The sequence below is a fragment of the Marinobacter metalliresistant genome (assembly GCF_038098645.1).
Classification (GTDB): Bacteria; Pseudomonadota; Gammaproteobacteria; order Pseudomonadales; family Oleiphilaceae; genus Marinobacter; species Marinobacter metalliresistant.
In genome coordinates, this window is sequence record NZ_CP101118.1 from 3277131 (window position 1) to 3301249 (window position 24119).

Here is a 24119-nt window from a genome sequence, read left to right on the forward strand (position 1 = left end):
GATGCCCCGTTAGCCCAGATGCAACAGCATCGATTGCGGCGATTCCAGGTAGCCTTTCCAGCGATTGCAGAAGCGCGCAATGGTGCCACCATCAATGATGCGATGGTCTCCCGCCCAGCTCACGGTCATGATGGCCCGTTCCACCACCTGGCCGTTGGTGTCAAAGCGAGGCAGTTTCTGGGTTCGACCCAGGGCAACAATCGCCACTTCCGGGGCATTGATGATGGGGGAGGCATAGGTACCGCCCAGTGCGCCAATGTTGGAGATGGTGATGGTGCCGCCCTTGAGGTCGTCCTGACTGACCCGGCCCGAACGGGCGGCCTCAGTCAGGCGGGCCACTTCGTTGGCAATGCCCAGCAGTGTGAGGCTTTCGACGCCCTTGACGTTGGGGACCATCAGTCCCGCTTTGCCGTCTACGGCCATGCCGATATTGCAGTTGGGCAGGTAGTGAATCTCCGTAACATCGTCGTTGACACGGCTGTTGAGTACCGGGAATTCCTGAGCCGCCAGGGCCATGGCCTTCATGAAGAAGGGCATCAGGGTCAGCCGCGCGCCCCTGGCTTCGGCTTCCGGTTTGAGCTGCTCCCGCAGTTTCAGCAGGTCGGTAACATCAATGTCCTCACTGTAGATAAAGTGAGGGATGGTGGTTGCCGACGCCACCATGCTGCGGGCCATCGCCGCTTTCATGCCCCTTATTGGCTCGATCCGTAGTTCCTGCTCACGATCCGGCGCCCTGCGTTCACGGCCTGAACTTGCGGGCTGCGAGTCGCCTGCGCGTGCCTGCCTTTGGGCCGGCGCGGCGGGCTTGTCGAGGTGGGCCAGTATATCGGCCTTCAGTACCCGTCCGTCCTTGCCGGAACCGGCGATGTCCGTGAGCTCCAGGTTGTGCTCCCGCACCAGTCGGCGCACGGCAGGGCTGGCGGGAATCCGCTGCCGGTTTCCCATTGCGACCGGTTTTGCCGTTGTGGGTGTGGGTTCCGGCGCCGGCCTTGGTTGTGCTTTTGTCTCGGCGGGCTCGTCACGGTCGCGGGGAATAAACGCGAACAGCGGGGAATGCACCCGGGCCATGGCCTGCTGCTGATGGTATAGCTTGGTGACGCGGCCAGCCTTGGGCGCGGTAATCTCGACCATGGCCTTGTCGGTCATGACATCGACCACCGGCTGGTCTTCTTCGATCTCGTCACCTTCGGCCACGCGCCATTCCACCACTTCACATTCAACGATGCCTTCGCCAATATCCGGCAGGATAAAGTCCTCGGTCACATCGTCACTGGCCGTGGTATTGCCAGGGGGTTCCTGCGCAGCTTTAGCTTCGCTGGTGGTAATCCCGGCTTCGGCGGGTGTTGTCTGAGACTCCGCAGTTTGTTCACCGTCGCCACCTTCTTCCACCAGTTCGAACAGCGGGGCGTGAACCTTCGCGATGTCGCCTTCCTTGTAGTACAGGCGGGTCACCCGGCCCTTGTATGGCGCCGGAATTTCCACCAGAGCCTTGTCGGTCATCACCTCGGCGACCGGCTGGTCTTCTTCGATGATGTCCCCTTCGCTGACCAGCCATTTGACCAGTTCGCACTCCACGATACCTTCGCCGATATCGGGCAGTATAAAATCACTCATGATTGCTCTCCTGTCCTGATATCAACCTAGAATTCCACGCTCGACCTGATGGCCTCACAGACCTTCAGGTGATTGGGCAGGTGCTCTTTTTCCAGCACCAGCGGGAAGGGGGTGTCCATCCCGGTCACCCGAGCAATCGGGGACTCCAGGTACAGGAAGCAACGCTCCTGTATCGTCGCCGCAATTTCGCCGGCGAAACCGCCGGTCAGCGGGGCTTCGTGGGTAACCACCAGGCGCCCGGTTTTGAACACCGAGTTGGCGACGGTTTCCACATCCCACGGCAGGATGGTTCTCAGGTCGATGACTTCACAGGAAATACCTTCTTTCTCCGCCTTCTCGACGGCCTGTTCAATCACTTCCATCTGTGCGCCCCAGCCCAGCACGGTGACATCCGTACCTTCCTTGAGAACCTCGGCTTCGCCCAGCGGCAGCCGGTAATCTTCTTCCGGCACGTCGCCCACGGAGGCGCGGTAGAGTCTTTTGGGCTCGAAGAACAGGGTTGGGTTGGGGTCGTGGATCGCCCCCAGCAGCAGGCCCTTGGCTTGATGGGGGTTGCGCGGCACCACAATTTTCAGGCCTGGTGTGTGGGCGAAATACGCTTCCGGCGACTGCGAGTGATAGAGCCCGCCGGCAATCCCGCCGCCGTAGGGTGCGCGAATGGTCAGCCCGCCCACGTTGAACAGGTTGCCGGAGCGGTACCGGAACTTGGCCGACTCGTTAACGATCTGGTCAAAGGCCGGGAAGATGTAGTCGGCAAACTGTATCTCGGCTACCGGCACGGAACCCTGCGCCGCCAGACCATTGGCGAAGCCGATGATGCCTTGCTCCACCAGCGGCGTGTTGAAGCAGCGGGCCTTGCCGTATTTCTGTTGCAGGTTGCTGGTGGCCCGGAAAACCCCACCGAAGACGCCCACATCCTCACCGAAGCACAGTACCCGCTCGTCGGCGGCCATGGCGGTGTCGAGGGCGTTGTTGATGGCCTGGAGCATGTTCATCTTGGTCATCTCAGGCCTCCCTCTTTACGTGTTCGGCACTCTTCGGATACTCGTCCGGATACCGGCGGATGTGCGCCTTGAGCTTGTCGAACTGTTCAGCCAGGGCAGGCGGCACTTCGTCGTAGACATCGCTCACCAGGGTATCAAGCGCCGGGGGTGGCCGTTTCTGCGCGCGCTTCATGGTTTCGAGAACCTCGCGGCGCATGCTCTCCTGAAGCTGTTTCTCGTCGTTTTCGCTCCACCATTTCCTGCCCTCGAGCCAGAGACGCATCCGCAGGATCGGGTCTTTGTCACGCCATACGGCTTCCTCGTCCTTGCTGCGGTAGCCGGACGGGTCATCGGAAGACGAGTGCGCGGCCAGGCGATAAGTCATGGCTTCGATCAACACCGGGCGGTTGTGCTCCACCGCCAGGCGGCGTGCCGCTTTGGTGGCTTCGTGGACGGCCAGGATGTCATTGCCGTCGACACGGATTACATCCATCTTGTAGCCATAGGCCCGGGGTGCCACACCGTCGGCGGCGAACTGCTCGGTGGACGGGGTGGAAATGGCGTAGCCGTTGTTGCGGCACAGGAAGATCACCGGGACGCGATGAACGGTGGCCATGTTCAGGGCGGCGTGGAAGTCGCCTTCCGACGCGGCACCTTCGCCGAAATACGTGATGGTGCAGTGGCCGTCGCCCGCCAGTTTCTGGCCGTAGGCATAACCGGTGGCCTGGGGAATCTGCGTGGCCAGGGGCGATGAGATGGTCATGTAGTTCAGCTTGCTGGAACCATAGTGAACGGGCATCTGGCGACCTTTGCCATAGTCCAGTTCGTTGCCGAACAGCTGGTTCATGAATTCATCGATGGAAAAGCCACGATAAGTCAGGGCGCCCTGTTCCCGATACTGCGCCATGATCATGTCGGCGTCGTCCAGTGCCGCGGCGCTGCCGATCACGGCGGCTTCCTCGCCGGTGCACTGCATGTAGAAACTCAGTCGCCCCTGGCGTTGGGCGGCGAGCATGCGCTCATCGAGAATTCGGGTGGTGACCATCGCACGATAAATGCGCAGGGCCTTTTCTTTATCCAGATCAGGTGCTTTGGCGCCCTTATAAAGGGAGCCGTCCTGCTTCAGTAACTTGAAGGTGGGAATACGGAATTCCGCACCGTCGGTAAAGACCGGGGAGTAAACAACTTTGGCTTTTGTTGTTGTCATAATCCTCTTCCTGGGGTGGTGGCCTGAGGAACAAAACACCCCTTGTGAGGGTGTCGTTGGTTTTAGTATAGCCAAGCTGAGCGGGCCTGGTGTGGCCCACGTCACTGTCGGCTAGAGTTTACCTTAACGTAAACTGCGATTCTCTGGTAGGTCCGGAGCGCAGATTTTTTAATCGGGGTGCAGTGGTTCAGGTGTCAGGCTGACAAGGGTTTCCTCGTTGCCGATATTCACGGTTCCGTCCTGGATGGTGCACTGCAGATTCATACCGCGTGCCGCCAGGCCGGCAAGTGGCTCGGTGCCTTCCGGTGGCAGGTTGATGATGGTGAGGTTGTTGAAGCGGGTCAGTTTGCCCTGATTTTTCTCCCACCACAGAGGCACTGCGCGGCTGCCGTAGGTGTACAGAATAACCCGGTCGGCCCGGTTGCAGGCTTTGCGCAGGCGGCTTTCGTCCGGCAGGCCCAGTTCGACCCAGAGTTCGATTTCACCGCTCAGGCTCTTTTGCCAGAGCTCCGGCTCGTCGTCGGTGCTGAGGCCTCGTGAGAATTCGAGATGTTCGCTGGCATTCAGGACAAATGCGAGCAGCCGGATCATCATCCGCTCATCGGTTTCCGACGGGTGCCGGGCGATGGTCAGGTGGTGGTCGGCATAATAGTGCCGGTCCATATCGGCGATGTTGAGAGTTGCCTTGAAGATGGTTGCTTTGAGCGCCATGAGCTTCCTGCATTGGTATCGGGGTGTCGGTTTGGGCTAGTGTAGTGCAATTCTTCCGTGGCTGAGTGGGAACGCATGTCGATGTTGCGTGGTTTTCTGGTCCTGGTGCTGTTCTTCATTCTTGGCGAGTCCATACGGGTGCTCTTCGCTTTGCCGGTCAGTGGCGGTGTTCTGGGTATGGTCGTCATCACCTTCACCTTGATGGTGAAAGGCAGTGTAAGCGATGAACTGGCCTCGGCCAGTCAGGGGTTGATCTCGGTACTGGTGCTGCTGATCATGCCGGGTGTTGTCGGCGTGTTCTTCATGGCGGATCAGTTCTCCGGGCAGTGGCTGGCAGTTGCGGCAGCTTTGCTTGTTGGCACCTTCCTGAGTGTTCTCACTACGTTACTGTTGATGAAACTGGTGACGGCCGGCGGGGATGGCGATCGTGAGTGAATTCTTCGCCCGATTCCAGGCGCTGCCGGATATCCTCGCAGCCACGCCGATTCTCGCCATTGGTTTAACCCTGGGCGCTTTCTTTGCCGGCAACTGGCTGTTTGCTCGCATGGGCAGGCCTTTATGGCTGCCTCCTGTGGTGTTATCAGCATTTCTACTGTCCGGTGTGATCGCTGTTCTGGCGGTGGGTTACCAGAACTATCAGCAGGGTGCTCGTTGGCTCACCGTGCTGCTTGGCCCCGCCACCGTGGCCCTGGGTATTCCCCTGTATCAGCAGATGCACCATATCCGTGCCATGTGGCGCCCCATCCTGGTGACGCTGCCAATTGCCGCCACTCTGGCGGCGGTTTATGCGGTGGTGATTGGCTGGGCCCTGGGTGCCACGCCGGAGGTGCTGGCGTCGCTGGCGCCCAAGTCGGTCACGGCACCGATTGCCATCGGTATCACCGAACAGCTGGGTGGTTCTGTTCCCCTGATGATGGGTGGCCTGCTGATTACCGGCGTGGTCGCAACCCTCTTTGTTGACCTTCTCGCCCGCCTGTTGCCGGTAAAGGACGAACGAATCCTGGGCTTCGCCCTGGGTCTGAACGGCCATGCCGTCGGTACGGCCCGGGCGTTTGAGATCAGCCATACTGCCGGTGCCTTTGCCTCGCTGGGCATGGGCCTCACTGGCGTGTTCACCGCGCTGATCCTGCCGCTGGTTTTCCGCCTGTAGGGCTGCGCCAAATCAGGCCATTCCCCTGGCGCATGCCTCCATATCGCAGTTTCGATTGCCGTAGGTGTTTTCCGGGGCAACAAACCATTGCACAAAATTAAGCCAATGGGGTTGCAATCTGTGATGCTAATGACAATAATTATCACTAACCTTTATTGTCATTGGTGAGTCACTGCTATGTACGTATGCCTTTGTCACAGCGTAACCGACCGGGAAATTCGCGAAGCTGCCGATAACGGTGTTTCTTCCATGCGCCAGCTTGGCAAGGAACTGGGTGTTGGTACCCAGTGCGGGCGCTGCGCCTGCACCGCCCGTGAAATACTGCGGGAGAGCCGTTCACCTGATTACCTGGCAATGGCCAATATGCTCGCCCAGCCGGCCTGACCTTCCTGATTGTCTGACTCTATTTTTCTCCTGTCCGATAAGGGGCTATCCTAAAAGGCTGATACACCCGGCCATCAGGGAGCCACATTATGAAAGGCGACAAGAAAGTCATTCAGTATCTCAATAAGGTCCTCGCCAACGAGCTGACCGCCATCAACCAGTATTTTCTCCATTCCCGCATGTACAAGGATTGGGGCATCACCAAGCTGGCCGCCAAGGAATACGAAGAATCCATCGACGAAATGAAGCACGCGGACCAGCTCATCGAGCGGATCCTGTTTCTCGAAGGATTGCCCAACCTCCAGGACCTTAACAAACTGCTGGTCGGCGAGAACGTCGAGGAAATGATCTCCTGCGACCTCAAGCTGGAGCAGATCGCCCATACCGACCTGAAAGAAGCCATTCTCTATTGTGAGCAGGTTCAGGACTTCACCAGCCGTGAGCTCTTCCGCAGCATTCTGGACAGCGAAGAAGATCACATCGACTGGCTGGAAACCCAGCTGGAAATGATTTCCCAGATGGGTATACAGAACTACATCCAGCTTCAGTCATCCGCCTCGGAGTAAAATCAGACAATGGATCTGTCCTGTTTTAAAGCTTACGACCTGCGCGGCCGAGTGCCGGATCAACTGAATCCGGCGCTGGCCGAGAAAATCGGGCACGCCTACGTGGACATTACTGGCGCAAAAAAAGTGATCGTCGGCTACGACATCCGCCTGTCCAGCCCGGACATCGCCGAGGCCCTGAGCTCTGGCCTGATGGCTGCCGGCGCGGATGTGTTTGATATTGGCCTGTGCGGCACCGAACAAGTGTATTTTGCCACCAGCCACTACAAGATGGACGGCGGTATTATGGTCACCGCCAGCCATAACCCCAAAAACCACAACGGCATGAAAATGGTCGGCCCCGAATCCCGGCCCATCAGCTCCGACAACGGCCTGAACGACATCCGTGACCGGGTACTGGAGCCCTTTGCGGATGCACCGCAGCAGGGCCGCTACGAACCGCTGGAAGTGATGAGCGCCTACATCGATCACCTGCTGGGTTACGTCGATGCCGCCTCCCTCAGCCCCATGACCATCGTGGTCAACGCCGGCAACGGCGGCGCCGGCCTGGTGATCGACGAACTCGAACAGCATCTTCCGTTCGAATTCGTAAAAGTGCATCACGAACCGGATGGCCATTTCCCGAACGGCGTGCCCAACCCGATCCTCCCGGAAAACCGCGCAGTCACCGCCGATGCCGTTATCGAACAGGGCGCCGCCATGGGCATTGCCTGGGACGGCGACTACGACCGCTGCTTCTTCTTCGACGAAAACGGCCGCTTTATCGAGGGCTACTACATCGTCGGATTACTGGCCGACCAGTTCCTGCGCAAAACCGGCGGCGGCAAAGTCATCCACGACCCCCGCCTCACCTGGAATACCCTGGATCTGGTCAAAGCCGCCGGCGGTGAAGCCGTCGAAAGCAAAACCGGCCACGCCTTCATCAAACAGAGAATGCGCGACGAAGACGCCGTCTACGGCGGCGAAATGAGCGCCCACCACTATTTCCGGGACTTCGCCTACTGCGACAGCGGCATGATCCCCTGGCTGTTGATCGCCGAACGCCTCTGCCAGTCCGGCCAGCTTTTCTCTTCCCTGATCGACGCCCGAATCGAAACCTACCCGGCCAGCGGTGAAATCAACCGCACCATCGACGATCCCCCCCAAAGTCATCGCCGCGATTGAAGCCAAATACAGTGTCGGCGCCAAAAACGTCAGCCATGTGGACGGCGTAAGCATCGAATTCGACGACTGGCGCTTCAACCTCCGGATGTCCAACACCGAACCGGTTGTGCGCCTGAACGTGGAATCGAGGGCGAATATCCCGCTGATGGAAGAAAAAAACAGAGGAATTACTGGCTGAAATGCGAAGGCTGAATGAAAAGGGCTAGCCTGACGGCACGGGGCCGATCGGCGCGGCTCCCTCTCCTGAAACTGTGCGGAGCCATGGATGGCGGAGCCCAAGCGCCACAGGGATGTGCCGCAAGGAGCGTGTTTCAGGAGAGGGAGCCGCGACGAGCGGTCTTGCACCGAATTATCAGAGCGCGGTTAGAGCCAGTCGTTCAGCATAATCCCGATACCAAACCTCTGAATCCGGTGGTTATAGTCAATCAGACTCTCCCCATACCCGTTGTAGTACTGGAAAAACCCCTTAACCGTATCCCCCATCGGAAAACTGTACCCAAACTCCACCGACGTCTTGTTGTCATCCGACCGCAGATTATTCATCAGCCGCAGTGAAAACGTACGATCCGCCGTCAGCTTGTAAACCGCCTGATAGTTGGCATGGCCCAGATACCGCTCAATGTCCGCATTATCATCGTCGCCGTTCTCCGGAATCCGGTACCAGGGCTGCACCATGAAAAGCCAACGACCATAGCTGTAGGCTGCATTGGCCATAATCCGGTTCCAGCTCCGTGACCGCGGCTCAGACTGCCCGTTTGACTGGTGATTGAAGCCGAGTGTCACTCCATTTAACCTGCCAGGGCCGATGTCCCAATCGGCCTGATAACGCACAAAGATCTCCGGCTCGTAGTTGGTTTCCCGGAAAGGCGCAGAATCGTCCTGGTTATAGACCTGCCAGTAGGACTGCTGGGTGTAGCCAAACCACATTGTGGTGCGATTATCCAGAAGTCCCGTCAGCAGGGGAACTTTGAAACTGATCTGATACTTTGCTTCTTCCCGCGCCAGCTCGTAATCGTATCCGACGGCACCCAGTCGTGGGCTGGACGGTGTCGAGTTCGGTTTCGCCACCCAGGTCACCGGCAGGATATAAGTGGGCCTGTGCCCGACAAAACTGCCGGAAAATGAAAATATCGCTTTTTCGGCAGCGACATATCGATCCACGAGCGCAGACATTACGCCGGTGTCCGAATCGTCTTCCAGGGCATTTCCTGCGACGTCGTCGAGGTCTTCCTCGTCCGGCGCCAGTTTCCCCACGCTGGCCTCCGCCTGCTGTTTTTCTTCTTCCGAGGCCTGCGCCTGCCGTTCCTCCGGTTTGTAGAGGCTGTCGAAGCAGGCGAGCCTCTGGATACCGTCCGCAATCAGCGCACATTGCTCGGGTGAGTTGATCGAAGTCATCAGTGGTGCAGTATCGGTCTGGGCTTCGGCAGGGCCCGCTGCCAGCGTGCAAAGCACAATGAACCGGGGTGAGGCAGGCAACACACGTGAGGGTGTCATGGTCGGGGTGTCTCCTAACTGGCGTTCAGGCTGAACCAGGTATTCGCTATGCCATAGACCCAGACGCCGATCAGGGTAACCGCCAGAAGCGAGAAAATGACCTTGTGGCGAAACCGGTTGGCGCTGTCGGCGGATGCCACCCAGCGCAGGTACATCAGCCCGATGAAACTCAGGAAGACGGCCAGGCTTGCCAGAGCGGGGATCAGCAGCCAGGCCGCACTGATGGCCTGGCCGTCGCCGGTCTGGCTGGAGAACCACCCCATGGAAGTCAGCAAAACGGCCAGTGCTGTAAATTCAGTAATCAGCAGCGGTTTGCGCAACGGGTGGGGTGAAGTTGGTTCCGTAGTGGTCATGGAAACAGGTCCTGAAAGGTTAAACATCGGCGAACACCATGGTAACCGGATTGTCCGTAAAACACCCTCCGACTTACGAAATCGCAATTAAAATGGTTGAAATCAATTAATGATTTTGCTGTTTGGTTTTTTTGCCTGGTTTCAGTCGCTATAATGCGGCGACCGAAGATTATAACGCTCAAATGCGAGGTGCATTGTGAAGATGAAGAGAGTCCTGGTTGCTGTACTGGTCGTTCTTGGCCTGACAGCCGGCGCCGTAATGGCAAGTGTTGAAGATGAAATTCGTGCACGTATTCAGCCCGTTGGCGAAGTATGTCTGCAGGGTGAAGCGTGTGGTAGCGCAGCTGCTCCGACCGAGACAGCCAGCTCCGGTCCTCGCTCGGGCAGCGAAGTGTACGATGCCGTGTGCATGGCCTGTCATACCACCGGTGCTGCCGGCGCCCCGGTCAAGGGTAATACCGATGCCTGGGCTCCCCGGATCGACAAGGGACTGGAAACCCTGGTCAGCCACGCGATCAACGGCTTCAATGCCATGCCTGCAAAAGGTGGCTGCGCAAACTGCCCCGACGAGGAAATTCAGGCGGCCGTTGAGTATATTGTTGAGCAAAGCCAGTAACCGGGGAAATTCTGCCTGTTACCTTTAAAGCCCCCTTGCGGGGCTTTTTGCCTTCCTGGCGCAGCTAAAGGCCAAGGTCTCCCAGCAGGGCACTGAGGGTTGCCTTGCCTTTTTTCTGGTTGGCTTCCACATCAAGATCGCCCAGGCCTTCCCACTTCAGGTCTTCTTCAGGCAGTTCATCCAGGAACCGGCTGGGGATGGTTTCCAGCTTTTCGCCGTACTGTTTCCGGGCCGCCGCGTAGGTCAGGGTCAGCGTTTCACGGGCCCGGGTGATGCCCACGTACATCAGTCGCCGTTCTTCCTCGATGTTGCCTTCTTCAATGCTGCTCCGGTGGGGAAGAATCTCCTCCTCCAGGCCCATAATAAATACATGGGGAAACTCCAGGCCCTTGGAGGCGTGGAGAGTCAGCAACTGAACCTTGTCACTGTCGTCCTCTTCCTCACGCTGCTCCATCATGTCCCGGAGGATCAGCCTGGTGATGGCATCCTCAATACCCAGTTCGTCAGCGGTGCCCTTGCCATCATCCAGCATGCGCTGAATGGACTCCACCAGATACCAGATGTTCTCCATCCTGCGCTCGGCCTGTTTCGGGGTGCCGGAGTGCTGGTGCAGCCATTCTTCATATTCGATGTCGGTAAAAAGCTGCTTGATCACGGGGACCGGATTTTCGCTGTGCAAGCGCTCGCAAGTGGCATCTACCCAGTGGGCAAAACGTCGCAGGCGATCCAGGCCCTTCTCGGTCACATGGGTTTCCGCTCCCATGTCGCCCAGGGCCTTGAACAGGCTGACGTTCCGGGAGCGGGAATAGTGGCTCAGTTGTTCAAGGGTACGGGGCCCGATCTCCCGGCGGGGTACGTTCACGACCCGCAGGAAAGCGGCGTCGTCATCGGGATTGATCAGCAGGCGCAGGTACGACATTGCATCCTTGATCTCGTTCTTGGAGAAGAACGACTGGCCACCGGAGATGCGGTAGGGAATCTGGTAGCCCTGGAGCTTCATCTCCAGCAGGCGGGCCTGGTGATTACCCCGGTAAAGCACGGCAAAGTCCCGGAAATCCAGGCCTTTTTTCAGCTTCTGGTCGAGGATCTCGGTGGCAACCCGCTCGGTTTCCGCGTCCTCGTTGCGGCACCGGACAACCCGGATCTCCTCGCCAATGGTGTGGTCACTCCAGAGCGCCTTTTCAAACACATGGGGGTTGTTGGCAATCACCATGTTTGCGCTGCGCAGGATCCGGGCTGTGGAGCGGTAATTCTGCTCCAGCTTGACAATCTTCAGGCTGGGAAAGTCTTCCTTGAGCTGCTCCAGATTCTCCGGTCGGGCACCGCGCCAGGCGTAGATTGACTGGTCATCATCCCCGACCACGGTGAATGCGGCCCGTTCGGCCACCAGAAGCTTGACCAGTTCGTACTGGCACACGTTGGTGTCCTGGTACTCGTCCACCAGCATGTAGCGGATTTTCCGGCGCCATTTCGCGAGCACGTCCGGGTGCGAGCGAAACAGCATCACCGGCAGCAGGATCAGGTCATCGAAATCCACGGCGTTGTAAGCCTTGAGGTATTCGTTGTACTTGTTGTAAATGATGGCGATGCGCTGTTCCCGCTCATCCGCCGCCTTGCTCAGGGCCTCGGCCGGCCCGCGCATGGCGTTTTTCCAGGACGAGATGGTCATCTGGACATCGCTGAGTTCGTCCCCGGCCTCGGCACTGGCCTCCCGGAGCATCAGATCCTGTAACAGGGCCTTGGCATCCTCGGCGTCGAAAATCGAAAAGCCCGGGTGGTAGCCCAGATGAGCGTGCTCTTCCCGGATCATATTGAGGCCAAGGTTATGAAAAGTGGATACAATCAGTCCCCGGGTCAGCTTTCGGTCAACGATCCGGCCAACCCGCTCCTTCATTTCCCGGGCGGCCTTGTTGGTGAAGGTCACTGCGGCAATATGGCGCCCCGGAATACCGAGGTGCTCGATCAGGTAGGCAATCTTGCGGGTAATCACGCTGGTTTTGCCGCTGCCGGCACCAGCAAGTACCAGCAGGGGACCGTCTGAATAGCGGACTGCCTCGCTTTGTCTCGGGTTGAGTTTGTTCACAAATAAGTTGCCAGAATGGAACGAAATGGGGGAAACAGGCGTGAGGCTATTCTACACCAATCAGCGTTCCTGTACCTTGACGATCTATCGGCTATGATTGATAAAACGGACTCGGTTGTTCACGCATAAATGGATTCTGCTTAATGACTCTGCCACTGGAAACCATGAGGCCCGGACAGTTACGCCTCCTGGTTCTGACACCGGATTATGCTGATTTTCTCTGGCTGAATGATCTTCTGGCGGGTGACGTCGAAATCAGTGCGGACGCTACCTGGTGCCCGGATCTGGTGGATTGTGACGACCTGATCCGCAACGCCAGTTTCGATGTCATTGTCTGGGACTGTATTTTCCATGGCGGTTCTGAGGCCTCCTTTCTTCAATACCTGGCGGTTGGCAGCAATGAGAAGCCTGTCCTTGCCCTCAGTGCGGAGTTGCCGGAACTGCGGGCTCCCGAACTGCTCGCCGCCGGCGCCGCCGATTATCTCTGCCGCCAGAATCTCGACCAATGGAATTTCCGCCGGGCTGTGAAGTGCCTCTGGTACCGGGAACAGTTGTCCGAGTCGGCCTACGGCCAGCTGGGGCGGGAGGTCGCCACCGGTTTTATAAACCGGGATCTGTTCTTTGATCGTCTCCAGCAGGCGCTGCTGCGGGCTGAGCGGGCCAGCCACCGGCTGGCACTTCTGCACCTCAATGTCGACGATTTCCGCAGTATCAATGAATCCTTCGGTTACCAGAAAAGCGATCAGTTGATGATGAAACTGGCGGAGCGTCTCCGGCACTCCCTGAGGCGGGTGGATTCCCTGATGCGCATTGGCGGCGATGAGCTGGCCATCATCATCGAGAAGGTCGAAGACTCCCTCGACATCACCCAGATCATCCGCAAGGTGGTCAATGCGTTGGATGAGCCGGTCGCGATCGACGGCCAGAATGTGGTGGTCAGCGTCAGCCTCGGCGTTGCCACTTACCCGGAAGCCGGTGACAGTGCCGAAAATCTGTTGCGCCGGGCCAACCGGGCCATGTTCGAGGCCAAGCGGGATCCTGGCACCAGTTATCGCTTCTACGACCGGCAGTTGCATATCTCTGCCGGCTATCAGCTTCGGCTCGAGGCCGACCTGCGCAATGCCCTGAGGGGCAAGGAACTGGAGCTTTACTATCAGCCCCGGATTGATCTGGCCACTGAAGAAGTTCGTGGTGTCGAGTGCCTGTTGCGCTGGAACCACCCGGAGCGGGGGCTGGTGGGGCCGGACGAATTCATTCCGGTCGCCGAGCGCAGCGGCCTGATCGTGCCGATCGGGTACTGGGTTATCGAACAGGCCTGTAAACGCCTGCAGGAGTCTGCCGAGCTCGGATTTCCGGGGCTGGTGTTCGCCGTCAACCTGTCGTTCCGGCAGTTCCACGATCGCAAGATGACCGAAACCATTTTCCGGATTATTTTCAACGCCAATGTGGATACCAGTCTGCTGGAGCTGGAGCTTACGGAAAGTGCCATGATGCACGACCCCGAGTATGCCCAGCGTTGCCTGCGAGAGCTGAACCAACTGGGTATCAGCTTTGCCCTTGATGACTTCGGGACCGGTTTCTCCTCCCTGAGCAATCTGCAGCATCTGCCCATTTCCCTGGTCAAGATCGACAAGTCCTTCGTGCAGGAGCTCGGCCACTCGGCCGACGCGGAGCACATCATCCGGGCCATTATCAGCCTGGCCCACAGTCTGCAGATCAGCGTGGTCGCCGAAGGCGTGGAAACCGAAGGGCAACTGGAGTTCCTGCGTCAGCAGCATTGCGATGAAATCCAGGGTTACTATTACGCCCGCCCCATGCCCTGGGCCGATCTTGTGCAATTCCTGAACAAGCGTGGCCAGGCCGCTTGCCTGCAACAGTAAGCCGCTGTACCTTTGCTGCTTTATTGGCAAAGCATGAGACAGAGGTTGCATGAACAGTATCTCCAGGCGCATCGCCGACGAGCTCGGTGTCCGCGAGCAACAGGTTAATGCCACCGTCGCCCTGCTCGACGAGGGTTCCACCGTTCCGTTTATCGCACGTTACCGGAAAGAGGTGACCGGTTCGCTGGACGACAGCCAGCTGAGGAACCTGGAGGAGCGTCTGCGCTATCTGCGGGAACTGGAAGACCGTCGCGCCACCATCCTCAAGAGTATTGAGGAGCAGGGCAAACTGACCGATGAGCTCAAGGCCAGCATTAACGAGGCGGATGCCAAGAACCGCCTGGAAGATCTCTACCTGCCGTATAAGCCCAAGCGCCGGACCAAGGCCCAGATTGCCCGGGAAGCCGGCCTGGAGGCCCTGGCGGATGCCTTGTATGACGACCCGACACAGGATCCGGAAATTACCGCGCAGTCCTACCTGAACAAAGAGGCAGGTGTGGAAGACACCAAGGCCGCCCTGGATGGAGCCCGTTACATTCTGATGGAGCGCTTTGCCGAGGACGCCGAGTTGCTGGGCAGCCTGCGGGATTTGATCTGGCAGGAAGGCCAGTTGAAAGTGACCGTGGTGGAAGGCAAGGAAAACGAAGGGGCCAAGTTCCGGGACTATTTTGATCATGTCGAGCCGTTGAAAAAGGTGCCGTCCCACCGTGCTCTGGCCATCCTGCGTGGCCGCAACGAAGGCATCCTGGCCTACAGTATCGTGGTTGGCGATGCTGATGCTGATCGCCGCACGCCCCATCCGGCGGAGCAGCGGATTGCTGCCCGCTGGAACATCCGGGATAACGACCGTGCCGCTGACAAGTGGCTGTCGGAAGTGGTGCGCTGGACCTGGCGGGTCAAGCTCTCAACCCAGATTGAAACCGATCTCATGGCCCAGGTGCGTGAAGCCGCCGAGACCGAAGCCATTAATGTTTTCGCCGCCAACCTCAAAGATCTTCTGCTGCTAGCCCCGGCCGGCCCGCGCCCGACACTAGGGCTGGACCCGGGGCTGCGTACCGGTGTGAAGGTGGCCGTTATCGACGGTACCGGGCAGGTGGTGGGCCACGGAGCCATATACCCCCACGCACCCAAGAACCAGTGGGACCGCTCCATCGAGCAGCTGGCGGCCTGGTGTCGGGAGTATAAGATCGAGCTGGTGGCTATCGGCAACGGTACTGCGTCCCGGGAAACCGAGAAGCTGGTGGGCGACCTGAGCAAACGTTATCCGGAACTCAAACTGGCCCGAATCGTGGTTAGCGAATCCGGTGCTTCCATATATTCGGCCTCCGAATTTGCCTCCAAAGAGCTGCCGGATCTGGATGTGACCATTCGTGGTGCCGTGTCCATTGCCCGCCGCCTGCAGGATCCGCTGGCGGAACTGGTGAAGATCGAGCCGAAATCCATCGGGGTGGGGCAGTACCAGCACGATGTGTCCCAGGTGCAGTTATCCCGCAGCCTGGATGCGGTGGTGGAAGACTGTGTAAACGGCGTGGGCGTGGATCTGAACACCGCTTCGGCGCCTCTGCTGGCACGGGTGTCTGGTCTGAATCAGACCATCGCCCAGAACATCATTGAATTCCGCAACCAGAACGGCATGTTCCGTAACCGCAAGCAACTGCTGAAGGTCACCCGGCTCGGGGACCGGACGTTTGAGCAGGCGGCGGGCTTTCTGCGGATCGCCGGTGGCGAGAATCCGCTGGACCGGTCTTCTGTTCACCCGGAAGCCTATGGGGTGGTGGAGGCTATCGCCGCGCGCAACAACCGCAAGGTCGACGATATTGTCGGGGATTCTGCATTTTTACGTGGTCTGAACCCCCAGGATTACGTAACTGAACGGTTCGGATTGCCCACCATCAAGGACATCATCTCCGAGCTGGAGAAGCCGGGCAGGGATCCGCGCCCGGAATTCCGTTTTGCCAGCTTCGAGGAGGGCGTTGAAACCCTCAATGACCTGAAGCCGGGCATGGTACTGGAGGGTTCCGTCACCAACGTGACCAACTTCGGCGCCTTTGTGGACATCGGCGTCCATCAGGATGGGCTGGTGCATATTTCGGCGCTGTCCCACACGTTTGTCAAGGACCCGCGGGAAGTGGTCAAAGCCGGGGATATCGTTAAGGTGAAGGTGCTGGAGGTGGACATCCCGCGCAAACGGATCGCCCTGACCATGCGCATGGACGATCAGCCTGGCGAGAAAAATGAGGGCAAACCGACGGGTGGAAACCGCGCCGGTGCCAGCCAGAAAGCCGGTCATCGAAACAGCCGTAGCTCTGGCTCCGGCGAGAAATCCCGGCAGGGTGCCATGGCGGGCGCACTTGCCCAGGCACTGGCTTCGGCCCGCAAGGACAGCCGTTAACAGGCTTTTAATCTTTTCACCGGTCGGTCCCGCTCACGAGGAGGGACCGGTCGCAGCAGGAGTCGACCATGGCTGAATCCCGCCATTCCGTATTTCGCCAGTTCGCAGCCAGCGACTGGCACGGTTTCCTCAAGGGTGTCGAGAAAGAAGGGCTGCGGGTGGACCGCAACGGGTTCATCGCCCAGACGCCGCATCCGGAAGCCCTGGGTTCAGCGCTGACCCATCCGCGAATTACCACCGATTATTCCGAAGCCCTGCTGGAGCTGATCACGCCTGTGTTTGACAGCACTGGCGGGATGCTCAACTCCCTGAGGGATACTCATACGTTTGTTCAGGAGAATCTCGGCGACGAAGTGTTCTGGGCAGCCAGCATGCCCTGTGAGCTGGATGGAGATCCGAGTATTCCCATTGCAGAATACGGCAGCTCCAACATTGGCCGTCTCAAGCACGTTTACCGCCAGGGGCTGGCGGTTCGCTATGGCCGGATGATGCAGAGCATCGCCGGCGCTCACTACAACCTGTCATTGCCGGACAGTTTCTGGCGGAAATGGCAGGAGGCTCTGGGTGATCAGCAAAGCCTGAAGGACTTCAAATCGGACCAGTATTTCTGGCTGATCCGGAATTTCCGGCGCCGGAGCTGGCTGCTGATGCTGCTGTTTGGTGCTTCTCCGGCACTGGATGCGAGCTTTGTTGCCGATGTCAGCCATGATCTGAGTCGGTTTGATGAGCGCACCTGGTACGGCGAATACGCCACTTCCCTGCGTATGGGTGATCTGGGTTACCACAACAATGCCCAGGCTTCCCTGAACATCTGTTTCAATGAGCTCAGCACCTACACCGGGACCCTGGACCGGGCCATCCATACTGCCTGGCCGGCTTACGAGGAGATCGGTACCCGCCGGGGCGACCAATTCATTCAGATCAACACCAGTGTCCTGCAGATTGAAAACGAGTATTACAGTGCCGTGCGGCCCAAGCGAACCACAGAACGGGAAGAAAAACCCATTCAGGCCCTTGAAGCCCGGGGTGTGGAATATATTGAGGTGCGTTGCCTGGATCTGGATCCGTTCTCTCCGGTCGGCGTGAACGAAGCCCAGATCGATTTCCTGGATCTGTTTCTTTTGGATTGCCTGCTGTCAGCCTCTCCCCGTATTGGCGACGCCGAGTGCGAGCGGCTGGACGATAACTACAAGGATGTGGTGGCCCGTGGACGCTATCGGGAACTGACCCTTTGCCGTGGAGGGCAGCGCACGCCGGTACCAGAGGCCGCGACTGGTCTGCTTGAGCAACTGGAACCCCTGGCGGAGCTGCTGGATGGCTGGCAAGGGGGCGATACCTACCGCAAGGCCCTGGCCGCCCAGCGAGAGGTGATGTGTGGCGAGGGGGCCGCGCCCTCGGCCCGGGTGCTTGACGCCATGCGTTCGTCTGGCCTGGGGCACCGGGAGTGGGGTATGGAAATGGCGCGCCAGCATCAGCAAACCCTGAGGCAGGAAGGCCTGGATGCCGACGTACGCAAAGCCTTTGAAACCATGACCGCGGACTCCCTGTCGGACCAGCAGCAAATGGAGCGGGCCGATACCCTGGCGTTTGGCGAGTTTCTGGAGCACTACCTGCGCTCCTGAACCGGTGGCCAGGTCCGCCTTCTCATTTGTCTGCGGACCTGACGCACAGAAACTGAACAAAGATTTGTCACCCTCCGGTCAGCCTGTTAATTTTTGTAACATCAGGATCGGAGGAGTCGGCATGGCAAGGGATATCAAACTTGGCTGGGATGTGGAAGCTCTGAACAAGGCTTACCGCCAGGGTTACATGGCGGCCACGATGAATATGGACAAGACACGCTGCCCCTACCGGGGCGATGTCGTCATCGCGGCCTGGGAGGCCGGATGGGATGATGCCGATCTGGTTGCCTGTGAAAACCGGGACAAAGGCGACGACCTGTTTTCACAAATCGCCTGAGTCCTCGCCTCTGGCCGCGTCTCGCACTATTTCTGCACGACGAATTCCGTAAACAGTACGCCGGCGATGCTTTCGCCGGTCTGTTGCTCTTCCAGTACGGCATTTATCCGTTGTTTTGCTTCCTCACGGAGCGCCTGCTGACCTTCCATGGAAGTCAGGCGTTCGATATCCGTTTGCTCGCCAAAAAGCATCACCAGCTCATGTCGCAATCGCGGCATGTGAGCCTCCAGAGCCGGCCGGGTGCTCGCGCTCCGGGCCCGGAGACTGACCGCTGCCTTCAGATAGGTCGGCTTGTTGTCTGCAGCGCCCACGTGGGTGACAAACGCCGGATCCATGCTGATGTAGTCGGTGAAGCCACTGTCTTCCTGCACTACCTCCTCTTCTGAGGTTTCCTCATCTTGGGAAACCGCCGGCAGGGAGACCAGTGAAAGCAGCAGGAAGATCATAGTGAGAACAGGTTTTGGCTGGTGTGTCATAGGCTTGAAGTTGATCGTGGTTTAGGGTTTAGTGACGAGTCGGAGGCGATATCGCCGGTAGCACCGAGAATAGCAGGCCCGGTGCGAGGTTGCAGTTTCAATTCACGAATCGAGGTGTTCTTTTGACCAGCAGATGGGTTTTCGGGCTTATTTTCCTTGTGTGTGCCGCACTTCTGGGCGTCGCGTTTTATATGGAACATGTGATGGGGCTTGAGCCCTGCCCGCTATGCTGGCTGCAGCGTTTCGGATTCATGGGGGCTGGCCTGGTCAGCTTTCTGGCCCTGCTGCAGGGGCCTACCGGATTCGGGGTTCGTATTTATGGCTTCCTGCTGGTACTGACCGCCGGTGCCGGGCTTGGCGTGGCCAGCCGGCAGTTGTGGCTGCAGAGCCTGCCGGCGGATCAGGTGCCCGCCTGTGGCCCTTCGGTCGACTATATGCTGGAGGTGCTGCCCTGGTTTGAGGTGCTCTCCACCGCCCTGAGAGGCACCGGGGATTGCGCCCAGGTAGTGTGGCGGTTCCTGGGGCTGAGTATTCCCGGCTGGACAGCGGTGTTCTTTTCACTGCTGGTGATTATCGGGCTGATTCTGGTGTTTCGCCGGCGAAAGTCCGGGGAGTGGATTCGGAGCTGAAACGGTTGCGGGGGACCGCTGGCATGGGGTAACTTGACCGAAACCTGAGAAACATCAAAACCGAAACAGAAGTGCCGGAATACCAAGCGGAGAACAGGCGTCATGTTGGAAAATTGCCGAAATGCCAGGGAGCGTTGGGGTGGCGTCAGCGAACTGATTGATCGCTGGCTCAAGGAACGTCAGGAGCTGTTGGTTCATTACTGTGATCTGTCCGGAGAGAGCGACTTTTCACAGACAGAAGCGCTGAGAGAGAAATTCGTGCGCCTGTGCGAAGTGCTTGTGGATTATGTCTCCACGGGCCATTTCGAAATCTATGAGCAACTGGTCAGCGAGGCCCGTGAATTTAACGATGGTGGCCTGGAACTGGCTGCGAAGGTTTATCCCCGGATTGAGCAGACGACAGAGGTCGCCCTTAACTTCAATGACCGCCTGGACGACAGGGAGCTGTCTGAGGAGGACGTGAAAGCGCTGTTTGGCGAACTGTCGAAGCTCGGCGAAACCCTCGAGACCCGGTTCGAGATGGAAGATTTCCTGATTGAGCACCTTCACAATGCCCATGCGGGTAAAGTAGCGCCTGCCTGAGAAATGTCTGATATAAAAAAAGCCCCGGTTCGGTGTTGCCGACCGGGGCTTTTTTATGGCCGCAATTTCACAAACTGCGGCCTGATCTGATCGGTACTTTACTCTCCGGATTCCGGATTGACGTCCAGAAGCTCGACATCGAATACCAGGGTCTCGTTCGGGCCGATGGCACGGTTGCCGCCCGGGCCGTAGGCCAGGTCAGATGGAATATAGAGCTTGTAGCGGGCGCCCTCGCTCATCAGCTGCAGACCTTCGGTCCAGCCCGGGATAACCTGGTTCAGGGCAAAGGTTACTGGCTCGCCACGCTCGCGGGAGCTGTCAAAGACTTCGCCGGACAGGAGTTCGCCAGTGTAGTGTACCTGGACGGTATCGGTTTCCGCAGGCTTTTCGCCGTCGCCTTTCTCCAGCACTTCGTATTGCAGGCCGGATTCAGTGGTCTTTACACCGTCGCGTTCGGCATTCTCCGCCAGGAAAGCCTTGCCAGCCTCAAGATTCTTGCTGGCCAGCTCTTCCGTCTGCTTGGTCTGCTCTTCCTGAAGCTGCTGCTGATAGGCCATCAGGGCCTGCTGGATTTCCTCACGGCTCATGCGCCTGGCTTCTTCATCGCCGGCCTGGCCATGCTGAATGCCCTGAAGGAACTGGTCCATCTGCAGATTCGGCAGATCGTTGCTCATGCGCTCACCGAGAACCAGACCCATGCCATAGCTGACCTTCTGGTCGGTTGACTCCAGTTTGGGTTGTTCCGGAGCCTCGGGTGGTGTTGAGCAGCCAGCGACGAGGCCGGTCACTGCCAGTGCGAGGAGCGTCTTTTTCATTGCTTCATCCTTTATAACGTCTGTGCATGGGGCTGAGCCCCGTGTTGTGTTTGTCAGAACGGAGAAGGTAACGGGTTCCGGCGCGAGATGCCACTGAACATGTGTTAAGAATCCGGACGGGTCAGATCAACTGTCGTTGTTGTCGGCTGCTGAAGGGCCCAGAGAAAATGGCGCGGTGTAGGGGGACTGCCAGTCGGGCTCCGATTCCGGAGTGCGGTTGAGTGGCGAAGCCTTGTCCCGCCGCTCGATGGCCAGCGTGTACCAGGGCCCCTGTTTCGGGGGCTGGTCTGCATAATGCCAACTGCCGTCCGTGTCCTTCCATTTGAACACAATTTCCGGACCCTCGGTTGGAATCGGGGACGGTACCAGGCCTTCAAAGGCCGGGATTTCCGGCTGTTCCTCGTCTGCAACCGGTTCGGATACCTGCTCCGGATCGTTGAGTCCGAAGATAATCAGCAACAACAGTAACCCGAGGGCGGGAAACGAGAGCCTTATGAGCCATTTCATTATCATGGCTGGTGGTCTCCCTTTGGGAAGTTGGCCAGGGCTGTGCCCAGTGCATTCAGCAGGGGCCCGGCACGGTCATCGATTCGCGATGCCGGTGCAGCCGCGGCAAGGTTGGTTCTGATCAGCGTATCGAGTCCTTGCATGTCAGATTGTTCCGGGTTGTTGGTCATTAGCGTCCGCCAGGCCAGGGCCAGCTCTATCTGTTCGGCTTCGAGTTCCAGGCCGGCGATGCCGGTGCGAAGCTGGTGATACCTGCCGGCCATGCCCGGCAGGGATTTTCTCGCGCTACGCAGCGCACCGGTTACACGGTCGCGCCACTCTGTTACCGTAGCGTCCTCGACCCCGGCGAAGGCCCTGTCAGACAGTGCGAGCCAGGCTGCAGTCAGAATCCGCGTCACGCTCCAGCCCTGGTTCTGAAGCGCCAGGCAGCTGTCCTGAACGTCCGGAAGCTTCCAGAACGCCAGTGCAAAACACCAGAGTGGATTCTCCGGTTCCAGATCTGCCGGCAATTCCAACGGCGGTGTCGATAAATCCGGGATGGTTGCCGAGCGGAGCGACATAGGCGCTGTGCCTTCCCTGAACACTTTACGTTGATAAAATGAAAACATGTTAACGATAACCGATCTCAGTTTACAACGGGGCGGCGTCTGGTTGCTAGAATCCGTCAGCCTCACGGTCCAGCCCGGCCAGCGAGTGGCCATCGTCGGCGCCAACGGTGCCGGCAAATCCAGCCTTTTCCAGCTGTTGCTGGGCCAGTTGTCACCGGAACAGGGCGCGGTTTCGCTGCCCGGGGGCTGCCGCATTGCCCACATGGCCCAGGAAGTCGAAGCCTCAGGGCGCAGCGCCCGGGATTTTGTTCTTGATGGCGATCTCGATCTGCGCCGCCTGGAGCGGGAGCTGGCTCAGGCTGAAGCCGCCGGTGATGACCATGCCATTGCCCGCATACACGGTGAGCTGGACGTGCACGAGGCCTGGTCCGCGGCCCGTCGCGCCGAGGCGCTGATAAGGGGGCTGGGTTTCTCGGACGAGGACGCGGACCGGCCGGTATCGGCGTTTTCCGGTGGCTGGCGGATCCGCCTGAACCTGGCCCAGGCCCTGATGCGACCGTCAGACCTGCTGCTGCTCGATGAACCCACCAACCATCTGGATCTGGATGCCTGTCTGTGGCTGGAAAACTGGCTGCGCCGGTATCAGGGTACCTTGCTGTTCATTTCCCACGACCGTGATTTCATGGATCGGGTCGCCACCCATGTGGTGCATTTCGACCGCCGGAAGCTGGAGCTTTATACGGGTAATTACTCTGCCTTTGAAGGCCAGCGCAGCGAACGTCTGGCCCAGCAGCAGGCTGGGTTCGAGCGCCAGCAGGCCAGGATTGCCGAGATTCAGCGCTTCATCGACCGCTTCAAGGCGCAGGCTACCAAGGCCCGTCAGGCCCAGAGCCGGGTGAAGGCCCTGGAACGTATGGAGCGCATTGCACCGGCCCATATTGATTCGCCCTTCAGCTTTGAATTTCCGGTGGCTGAAAAGGTCTCCAACCCCCTGTTGTCGATACGCAATGGCAGGGCCGGACACGGCAATACCACAATCCTCGACGGTATTAACCTGACCCTGTTACCCGGCAGCCGGATTGGTCTGCTGGGCCCCAACGGTGCGGGTAAATCCACCCTGATGGATACGCTGAGGGGCGAAGGCACCCTGTTGTCCGGAGAACGTACCTGTGGCGAGCATCTGGCCATTGGCTATTTTGCCCAGCATCAGCTGGAATCCCTGGACCTGGATGCCAGCCCGTTCCTGCATCTGCAGCGGCTGGCACCAAAGGCCTCGGAACAGGGTATCCGGAACTTCCTCGGCGGCTTTGATTTTCATGGTGATGAGGCCCTGAGCCCTGTCCGTTCGTTCTCCGGTGGCGAAAAGGCCAGGGTGGCACTGGCGGTGATCGCCTGGCAGAAACCGAACCTGCTCCTTCTGGACGAGCCGACCAACCACCTGGATCTGGAAATGCGCCAGGCCCTGACCATGGCCCTGCAAAACTTTGAGGGTGCCATTGTGGTGGTTTCCCACGACCGGCACTTGCTGAGAAACACCGTGGACGAATTCTGGCTGGTGAACGATGGCCGGGTTGTTGAGTATCAGGGTGACCTTGAAGACTACGAGCGCTGGCTGGCAGACCGTCGCAAGGACGAAACCGAAGCACCAAAGCGATTGCAGACTGGCCAGCAAGACCCGGTGGAACCCGCGGTTGGAACCGGCGAAAGCGCCGATGACCGAAAGGCCCGCAAGCGCGCGGAGGCAGCCCTCCGGCAAAAGCTCAGCCCCTATCGCAAGCAGCAGACCTCCCTGGAAAAGGAAATGGAGCAGTTGCACCGGAGACTGTCGGTGCTGGAGGAAGAGCTCGCGGACCCGGGGCTGTATGAAGAAAGCCATAAGGTCCGGATGAAAGAGTTGCTCGGCGAGCAGGCCATTTCAAAAAGCCGCCTCGAAGAGGTTGAGGCGCAGTGGCTGGAAGTCAGTGAAGCTGTGGAATCGCTGGAGGCGGAGCTGGCGGATTGACTGC

The 24119-nt window shown here is 58.8% G+C and carries 23 protein-coding genes and 1 pseudogene; 13 read left to right on the forward strand and 11 right to left on the reverse strand.

Annotation, left to right across the window (positions count from 1 at the left end; all coding sequences use genetic code 11):
* Positions 1 to 9: 9 nt before the first annotated feature.
* From NLK58_RS15350 to NLK58_RS15365, 4 genes are all read right to left on the reverse strand, one after another.
* A complete protein-coding gene (locus NLK58_RS15350; protein ID WP_341581242.1) occupies positions 10 to 1614 on the reverse strand; it encodes a dihydrolipoyllysine-residue acetyltransferase in 1605 nt (534 codons plus the stop codon).
* Positions 1615 to 1640: 26 nt separating this feature from the next.
* Positions 1641 to 2618 carry an alpha-ketoacid dehydrogenase subunit beta gene (locus NLK58_RS15355; protein ID WP_117619323.1) on the reverse strand — a complete coding sequence of 326 codons (978 nt, stop codon included), beginning with the start codon at positions 2616 to 2618 and terminating at the stop codon, positions 1641 to 1643.
* A gap of 1 nt (position 2619) precedes the next feature.
* A complete protein-coding gene (locus NLK58_RS15360) occupies positions 2620 to 3804 on the reverse strand; it encodes a thiamine pyrophosphate-dependent dehydrogenase E1 component subunit alpha (RefSeq protein ID WP_117619324.1) in 1185 nt (394 codons plus the stop codon).
* Between the two features lie 168 nt (positions 3805 to 3972).
* On the reverse strand, positions 3973 to 4515 hold the full coding sequence (locus tag NLK58_RS15365; RefSeq protein WP_117619325.1) for a YaeQ family protein: 543 nt from the start codon (positions 4513 to 4515) through the stop codon (positions 3973 to 3975).
* Positions 4516 to 4590: 75 nt separating this feature from the next.
* Here NLK58_RS15365 and NLK58_RS15370 point away from each other — a divergent pair, with 75 nt between their 5' ends.
* From NLK58_RS15370 to NLK58_RS15390, 5 genes and pseudogenes are all read left to right on the forward strand, one after another.
* Positions 4591 to 4950, forward strand: coding sequence for a CidA/LrgA family protein (locus NLK58_RS15370; RefSeq protein WP_117620420.1), 360 nt, complete (start codon positions 4591 to 4593; stop codon positions 4948 to 4950).
* Positions 4934 to 5665: an LrgB family protein gene (locus NLK58_RS15375; protein WP_162893751.1), complete on the forward strand. Its 732-nt coding sequence runs from the start codon at positions 4934 to 4936 to the stop codon at positions 5663 to 5665. Before NLK58_RS15370 ends, NLK58_RS15375 begins: the two co-directional genes overlap by 17 nt.
* Positions 5666 to 5842: 177 nt before the next feature.
* Positions 5843 to 6049, forward strand: coding sequence for a bacterioferritin-associated ferredoxin (locus NLK58_RS15380; RefSeq protein ID WP_117619326.1), 207 nt, complete (start codon positions 5843 to 5845; stop codon positions 6047 to 6049).
* Between the two features lie 89 nt (positions 6050 to 6138).
* Complete coding sequence (gene bfr, locus NLK58_RS15385) at positions 6139 to 6615, forward strand: bacterioferritin (RefSeq protein WP_117619327.1); 477 nt, start codon at positions 6139 to 6141, stop codon at positions 6613 to 6615.
* Positions 6616 to 6624: 9 nt separating this feature from the next.
* Positions 6625 to 7985: pseudogene (locus NLK58_RS15390) on the forward strand (phosphomannomutase).
* A gap of 157 nt (positions 7986 to 8142) precedes the next feature.
* Here NLK58_RS15390 and NLK58_RS15395 read toward each other — a convergent pair.
* Together NLK58_RS15395 and NLK58_RS15400 are read right to left on the reverse strand one after the other, a co-directional pair.
* Positions 8143 to 9174: a phospholipase A gene (locus tag NLK58_RS15395; RefSeq protein ID WP_341582818.1), complete on the reverse strand. Its 1032-nt coding sequence runs from the start codon at positions 9172 to 9174 to the stop codon at positions 8143 to 8145.
* 113 nt (positions 9175 to 9287) lie between these two features.
* Positions 9288 to 9626, reverse strand: a complete 339-nt coding sequence (locus NLK58_RS15400; RefSeq protein ID WP_341581243.1) for a hypothetical protein — start codon at positions 9624 to 9626, stop codon at positions 9288 to 9290.
* A 202-nt stretch (positions 9627 to 9828) separates the two neighbouring features.
* Here NLK58_RS15400 and NLK58_RS15405 point away from each other — a divergent pair, with 202 nt between their 5' ends.
* A complete protein-coding gene (locus NLK58_RS15405) occupies positions 9829 to 10242 on the forward strand; it encodes a c-type cytochrome (protein WP_341581244.1) in 414 nt (137 codons plus the stop codon).
* Positions 10243 to 10306: 64 nt separating this feature from the next.
* Here the strand turns inward: NLK58_RS15405 and rep are convergent, their stop codons facing one another.
* Positions 10307 to 12325, reverse strand: coding sequence for a DNA helicase Rep (rep, locus tag NLK58_RS15410; protein WP_117619332.1), 2019 nt, complete (start codon positions 12323 to 12325; stop codon positions 10307 to 10309).
* A 143-nt stretch (positions 12326 to 12468) separates the two neighbouring features.
* On the opposite strand from rep, the gene NLK58_RS15415 reads away from it, so the two are divergent.
* From NLK58_RS15415 to rmf, 4 genes are all read left to right on the forward strand, one after another.
* On the forward strand, positions 12469 to 14205 hold the full coding sequence (locus NLK58_RS15415; RefSeq protein ID WP_117619333.1) for a bifunctional diguanylate cyclase/phosphodiesterase: 1737 nt from the start codon (positions 12469 to 12471) through the stop codon (positions 14203 to 14205).
* 49 nt (positions 14206 to 14254) lie between these two features.
* Positions 14255 to 16597, forward strand: coding sequence for a Tex family protein (locus NLK58_RS15420; RefSeq protein WP_117619334.1), 2343 nt, complete (start codon positions 14255 to 14257; stop codon positions 16595 to 16597).
* Between the two features lie 68 nt (positions 16598 to 16665).
* Entirely contained in the window at positions 16666 to 18219 is a 1554-nt protein-coding gene (gshA, locus tag NLK58_RS15425) for a glutamate--cysteine ligase (RefSeq protein ID WP_341581245.1), read from the forward strand.
* Positions 18220 to 18340: 121 nt separating this feature from the next.
* Positions 18341 to 18556 carry a ribosome modulation factor gene (gene rmf / locus NLK58_RS15430; protein WP_117619336.1) on the forward strand — a complete coding sequence of 72 codons (216 nt, stop codon included), beginning with the start codon at positions 18341 to 18343 and terminating at the stop codon, positions 18554 to 18556.
* Between the two features lie 26 nt (positions 18557 to 18582).
* Here rmf and fliL read toward each other — a convergent pair whose 3' ends face one another.
* Entirely contained in the window at positions 18583 to 19032 is a 450-nt protein-coding gene (fliL, locus tag NLK58_RS15435; protein WP_117619337.1) for a flagellar basal body-associated protein FliL, read from the reverse strand.
* 122 nt (positions 19033 to 19154) lie between these two features.
* On the opposite strand from fliL, the gene NLK58_RS15440 reads away from it, so the two are divergent.
* Both NLK58_RS15440 and rsd read left to right on the forward strand, forming a co-directional pair.
* Positions 19155 to 19661: a disulfide bond formation protein B gene (locus NLK58_RS15440; RefSeq protein ID WP_205422217.1), complete on the forward strand. Its 507-nt coding sequence runs from the start codon at positions 19155 to 19157 to the stop codon at positions 19659 to 19661.
* A 102-nt stretch (positions 19662 to 19763) separates the two neighbouring features.
* On the forward strand, positions 19764 to 20243 hold the full coding sequence (gene rsd / locus NLK58_RS15445) for a sigma D regulator (RefSeq protein WP_117619339.1): 480 nt from the start codon (positions 19764 to 19766) through the stop codon (positions 20241 to 20243).
* A 98-nt stretch (positions 20244 to 20341) separates the two neighbouring features.
* Here the strand turns inward: rsd and NLK58_RS15450 are convergent, their stop codons facing one another.
* The 3 genes from NLK58_RS15450 to NLK58_RS15460 form a co-directional block, all read right to left on the reverse strand.
* Entirely contained in the window at positions 20342 to 21058 is a 717-nt protein-coding gene (locus NLK58_RS15450) for an FKBP-type peptidyl-prolyl cis-trans isomerase (RefSeq protein WP_117619340.1), read from the reverse strand.
* 126 nt (positions 21059 to 21184) lie between these two features.
* Complete coding sequence (locus NLK58_RS15455) at positions 21185 to 21571, reverse strand: DUF4124 domain-containing protein (protein ID WP_117619341.1); 387 nt, start codon at positions 21569 to 21571, stop codon at positions 21185 to 21187.
* Positions 21568 to 22125 carry a DUF2390 domain-containing protein gene (locus tag NLK58_RS15460; RefSeq protein WP_117619342.1) on the reverse strand — a complete coding sequence of 186 codons (558 nt, stop codon included), beginning with the start codon at positions 22123 to 22125 and terminating at the stop codon, positions 21568 to 21570. Before NLK58_RS15460 ends, NLK58_RS15455 begins: the two co-directional genes overlap by 4 nt.
* Positions 22126 to 22171: 46 nt before the next feature.
* Between NLK58_RS15460 and NLK58_RS15465 the strand changes: the two genes are divergently transcribed.
* Entirely contained in the window at positions 22172 to 24115 is a 1944-nt protein-coding gene (locus NLK58_RS15465) for an ATP-binding cassette domain-containing protein (protein WP_117619343.1), read from the forward strand.
* The last annotated feature ends 4 nt before the right edge of the window (positions 24116 to 24119 follow it).

Bases quoted from the DNA above. Each gene is read 5' to 3' on its own strand.
- NLK58_RS15350 (WP_341581242.1), bottom strand. From the start codon at position 1,614: ATGAGTGATTTTATACTGCCCGATATCGGCGAAGGTATCGTGGAGTGC.
- NLK58_RS15355 (WP_117619323.1), bottom strand. From the start codon at position 2,618: ATGACCAAGATGAACATGCTCCAGGCCATCAACAACGCCCTCGACACC.
- NLK58_RS15360 (WP_117619324.1), bottom strand. From the start codon at position 3,804: ATGACAACAACAAAAGCCAAAGTTGTTTACTCCCCGGTCTTTACCGAC.
- NLK58_RS15365 (WP_117619325.1), bottom strand. From the start codon at position 4,515: ATGGCGCTCAAAGCAACCATCTTCAAGGCAACTCTCAACATCGCCGAT.
- NLK58_RS15370 (WP_117620420.1), top strand. From the start codon at position 4,591: ATGTCGATGTTGCGTGGTTTTCTGGTCCTGGTGCTGTTCTTCATTCTT.
- NLK58_RS15375 (WP_162893751.1), top strand. From the start codon at position 4,934: ATGGCGATCGTGAGTGAATTCTTCGCCCGATTCCAGGCGCTGCCGGAT.
- NLK58_RS15380 (WP_117619326.1), top strand. From the start codon at position 5,843: ATGTACGTATGCCTTTGTCACAGCGTAACCGACCGGGAAATTCGCGAA.
- bfr (WP_117619327.1), top strand. From the start codon at position 6,139: ATGAAAGGCGACAAGAAAGTCATTCAGTATCTCAATAAGGTCCTCGCC.
- NLK58_RS15395 (WP_341582818.1), bottom strand. From the start codon at position 9,174: ATGACTTCGATCAACTCACCCGAGCAATGTGCGCTGATTGCGGACGGT.
- NLK58_RS15400 (WP_341581243.1), bottom strand. From the start codon at position 9,626: ATGACCACTACGGAACCAACTTCACCCCACCCGTTGCGCAAACCGCTG.
- NLK58_RS15405 (WP_341581244.1), top strand. From the start codon at position 9,829: ATGAAGAGAGTCCTGGTTGCTGTACTGGTCGTTCTTGGCCTGACAGCC.
- NLK58_RS15415 (WP_117619333.1), top strand. From the start codon at position 12,469: ATGACTCTGCCACTGGAAACCATGAGGCCCGGACAGTTACGCCTCCTG.
- NLK58_RS15420 (WP_117619334.1), top strand. From the start codon at position 14,255: ATGAACAGTATCTCCAGGCGCATCGCCGACGAGCTCGGTGTCCGCGAG.
- gshA (WP_341581245.1), top strand. From the start codon at position 16,666: ATGGCTGAATCCCGCCATTCCGTATTTCGCCAGTTCGCAGCCAGCGAC.
- rmf (WP_117619336.1), top strand. From the start codon at position 18,341: ATGGCAAGGGATATCAAACTTGGCTGGGATGTGGAAGCTCTGAACAAG.
- fliL (WP_117619337.1), bottom strand. From the start codon at position 19,032: ATGACACACCAGCCAAAACCTGTTCTCACTATGATCTTCCTGCTGCTT.
- rsd (WP_117619339.1), top strand. From the start codon at position 19,764: ATGTTGGAAAATTGCCGAAATGCCAGGGAGCGTTGGGGTGGCGTCAGC.
- NLK58_RS15450 (WP_117619340.1), bottom strand. From the start codon at position 21,058: ATGAAAAAGACGCTCCTCGCACTGGCAGTGACCGGCCTCGTCGCTGGC.
- NLK58_RS15455 (WP_117619341.1), bottom strand. From the start codon at position 21,571: ATGATAATGAAATGGCTCATAAGGCTCTCGTTTCCCGCCCTCGGGTTA.
- NLK58_RS15460 (WP_117619342.1), bottom strand. From the start codon at position 22,125: ATGTCGCTCCGCTCGGCAACCATCCCGGATTTATCGACACCGCCGTTG.
- NLK58_RS15465 (WP_117619343.1), top strand. From the start codon at position 22,172: ATGTTAACGATAACCGATCTCAGTTTACAACGGGGCGGCGTCTGGTTG.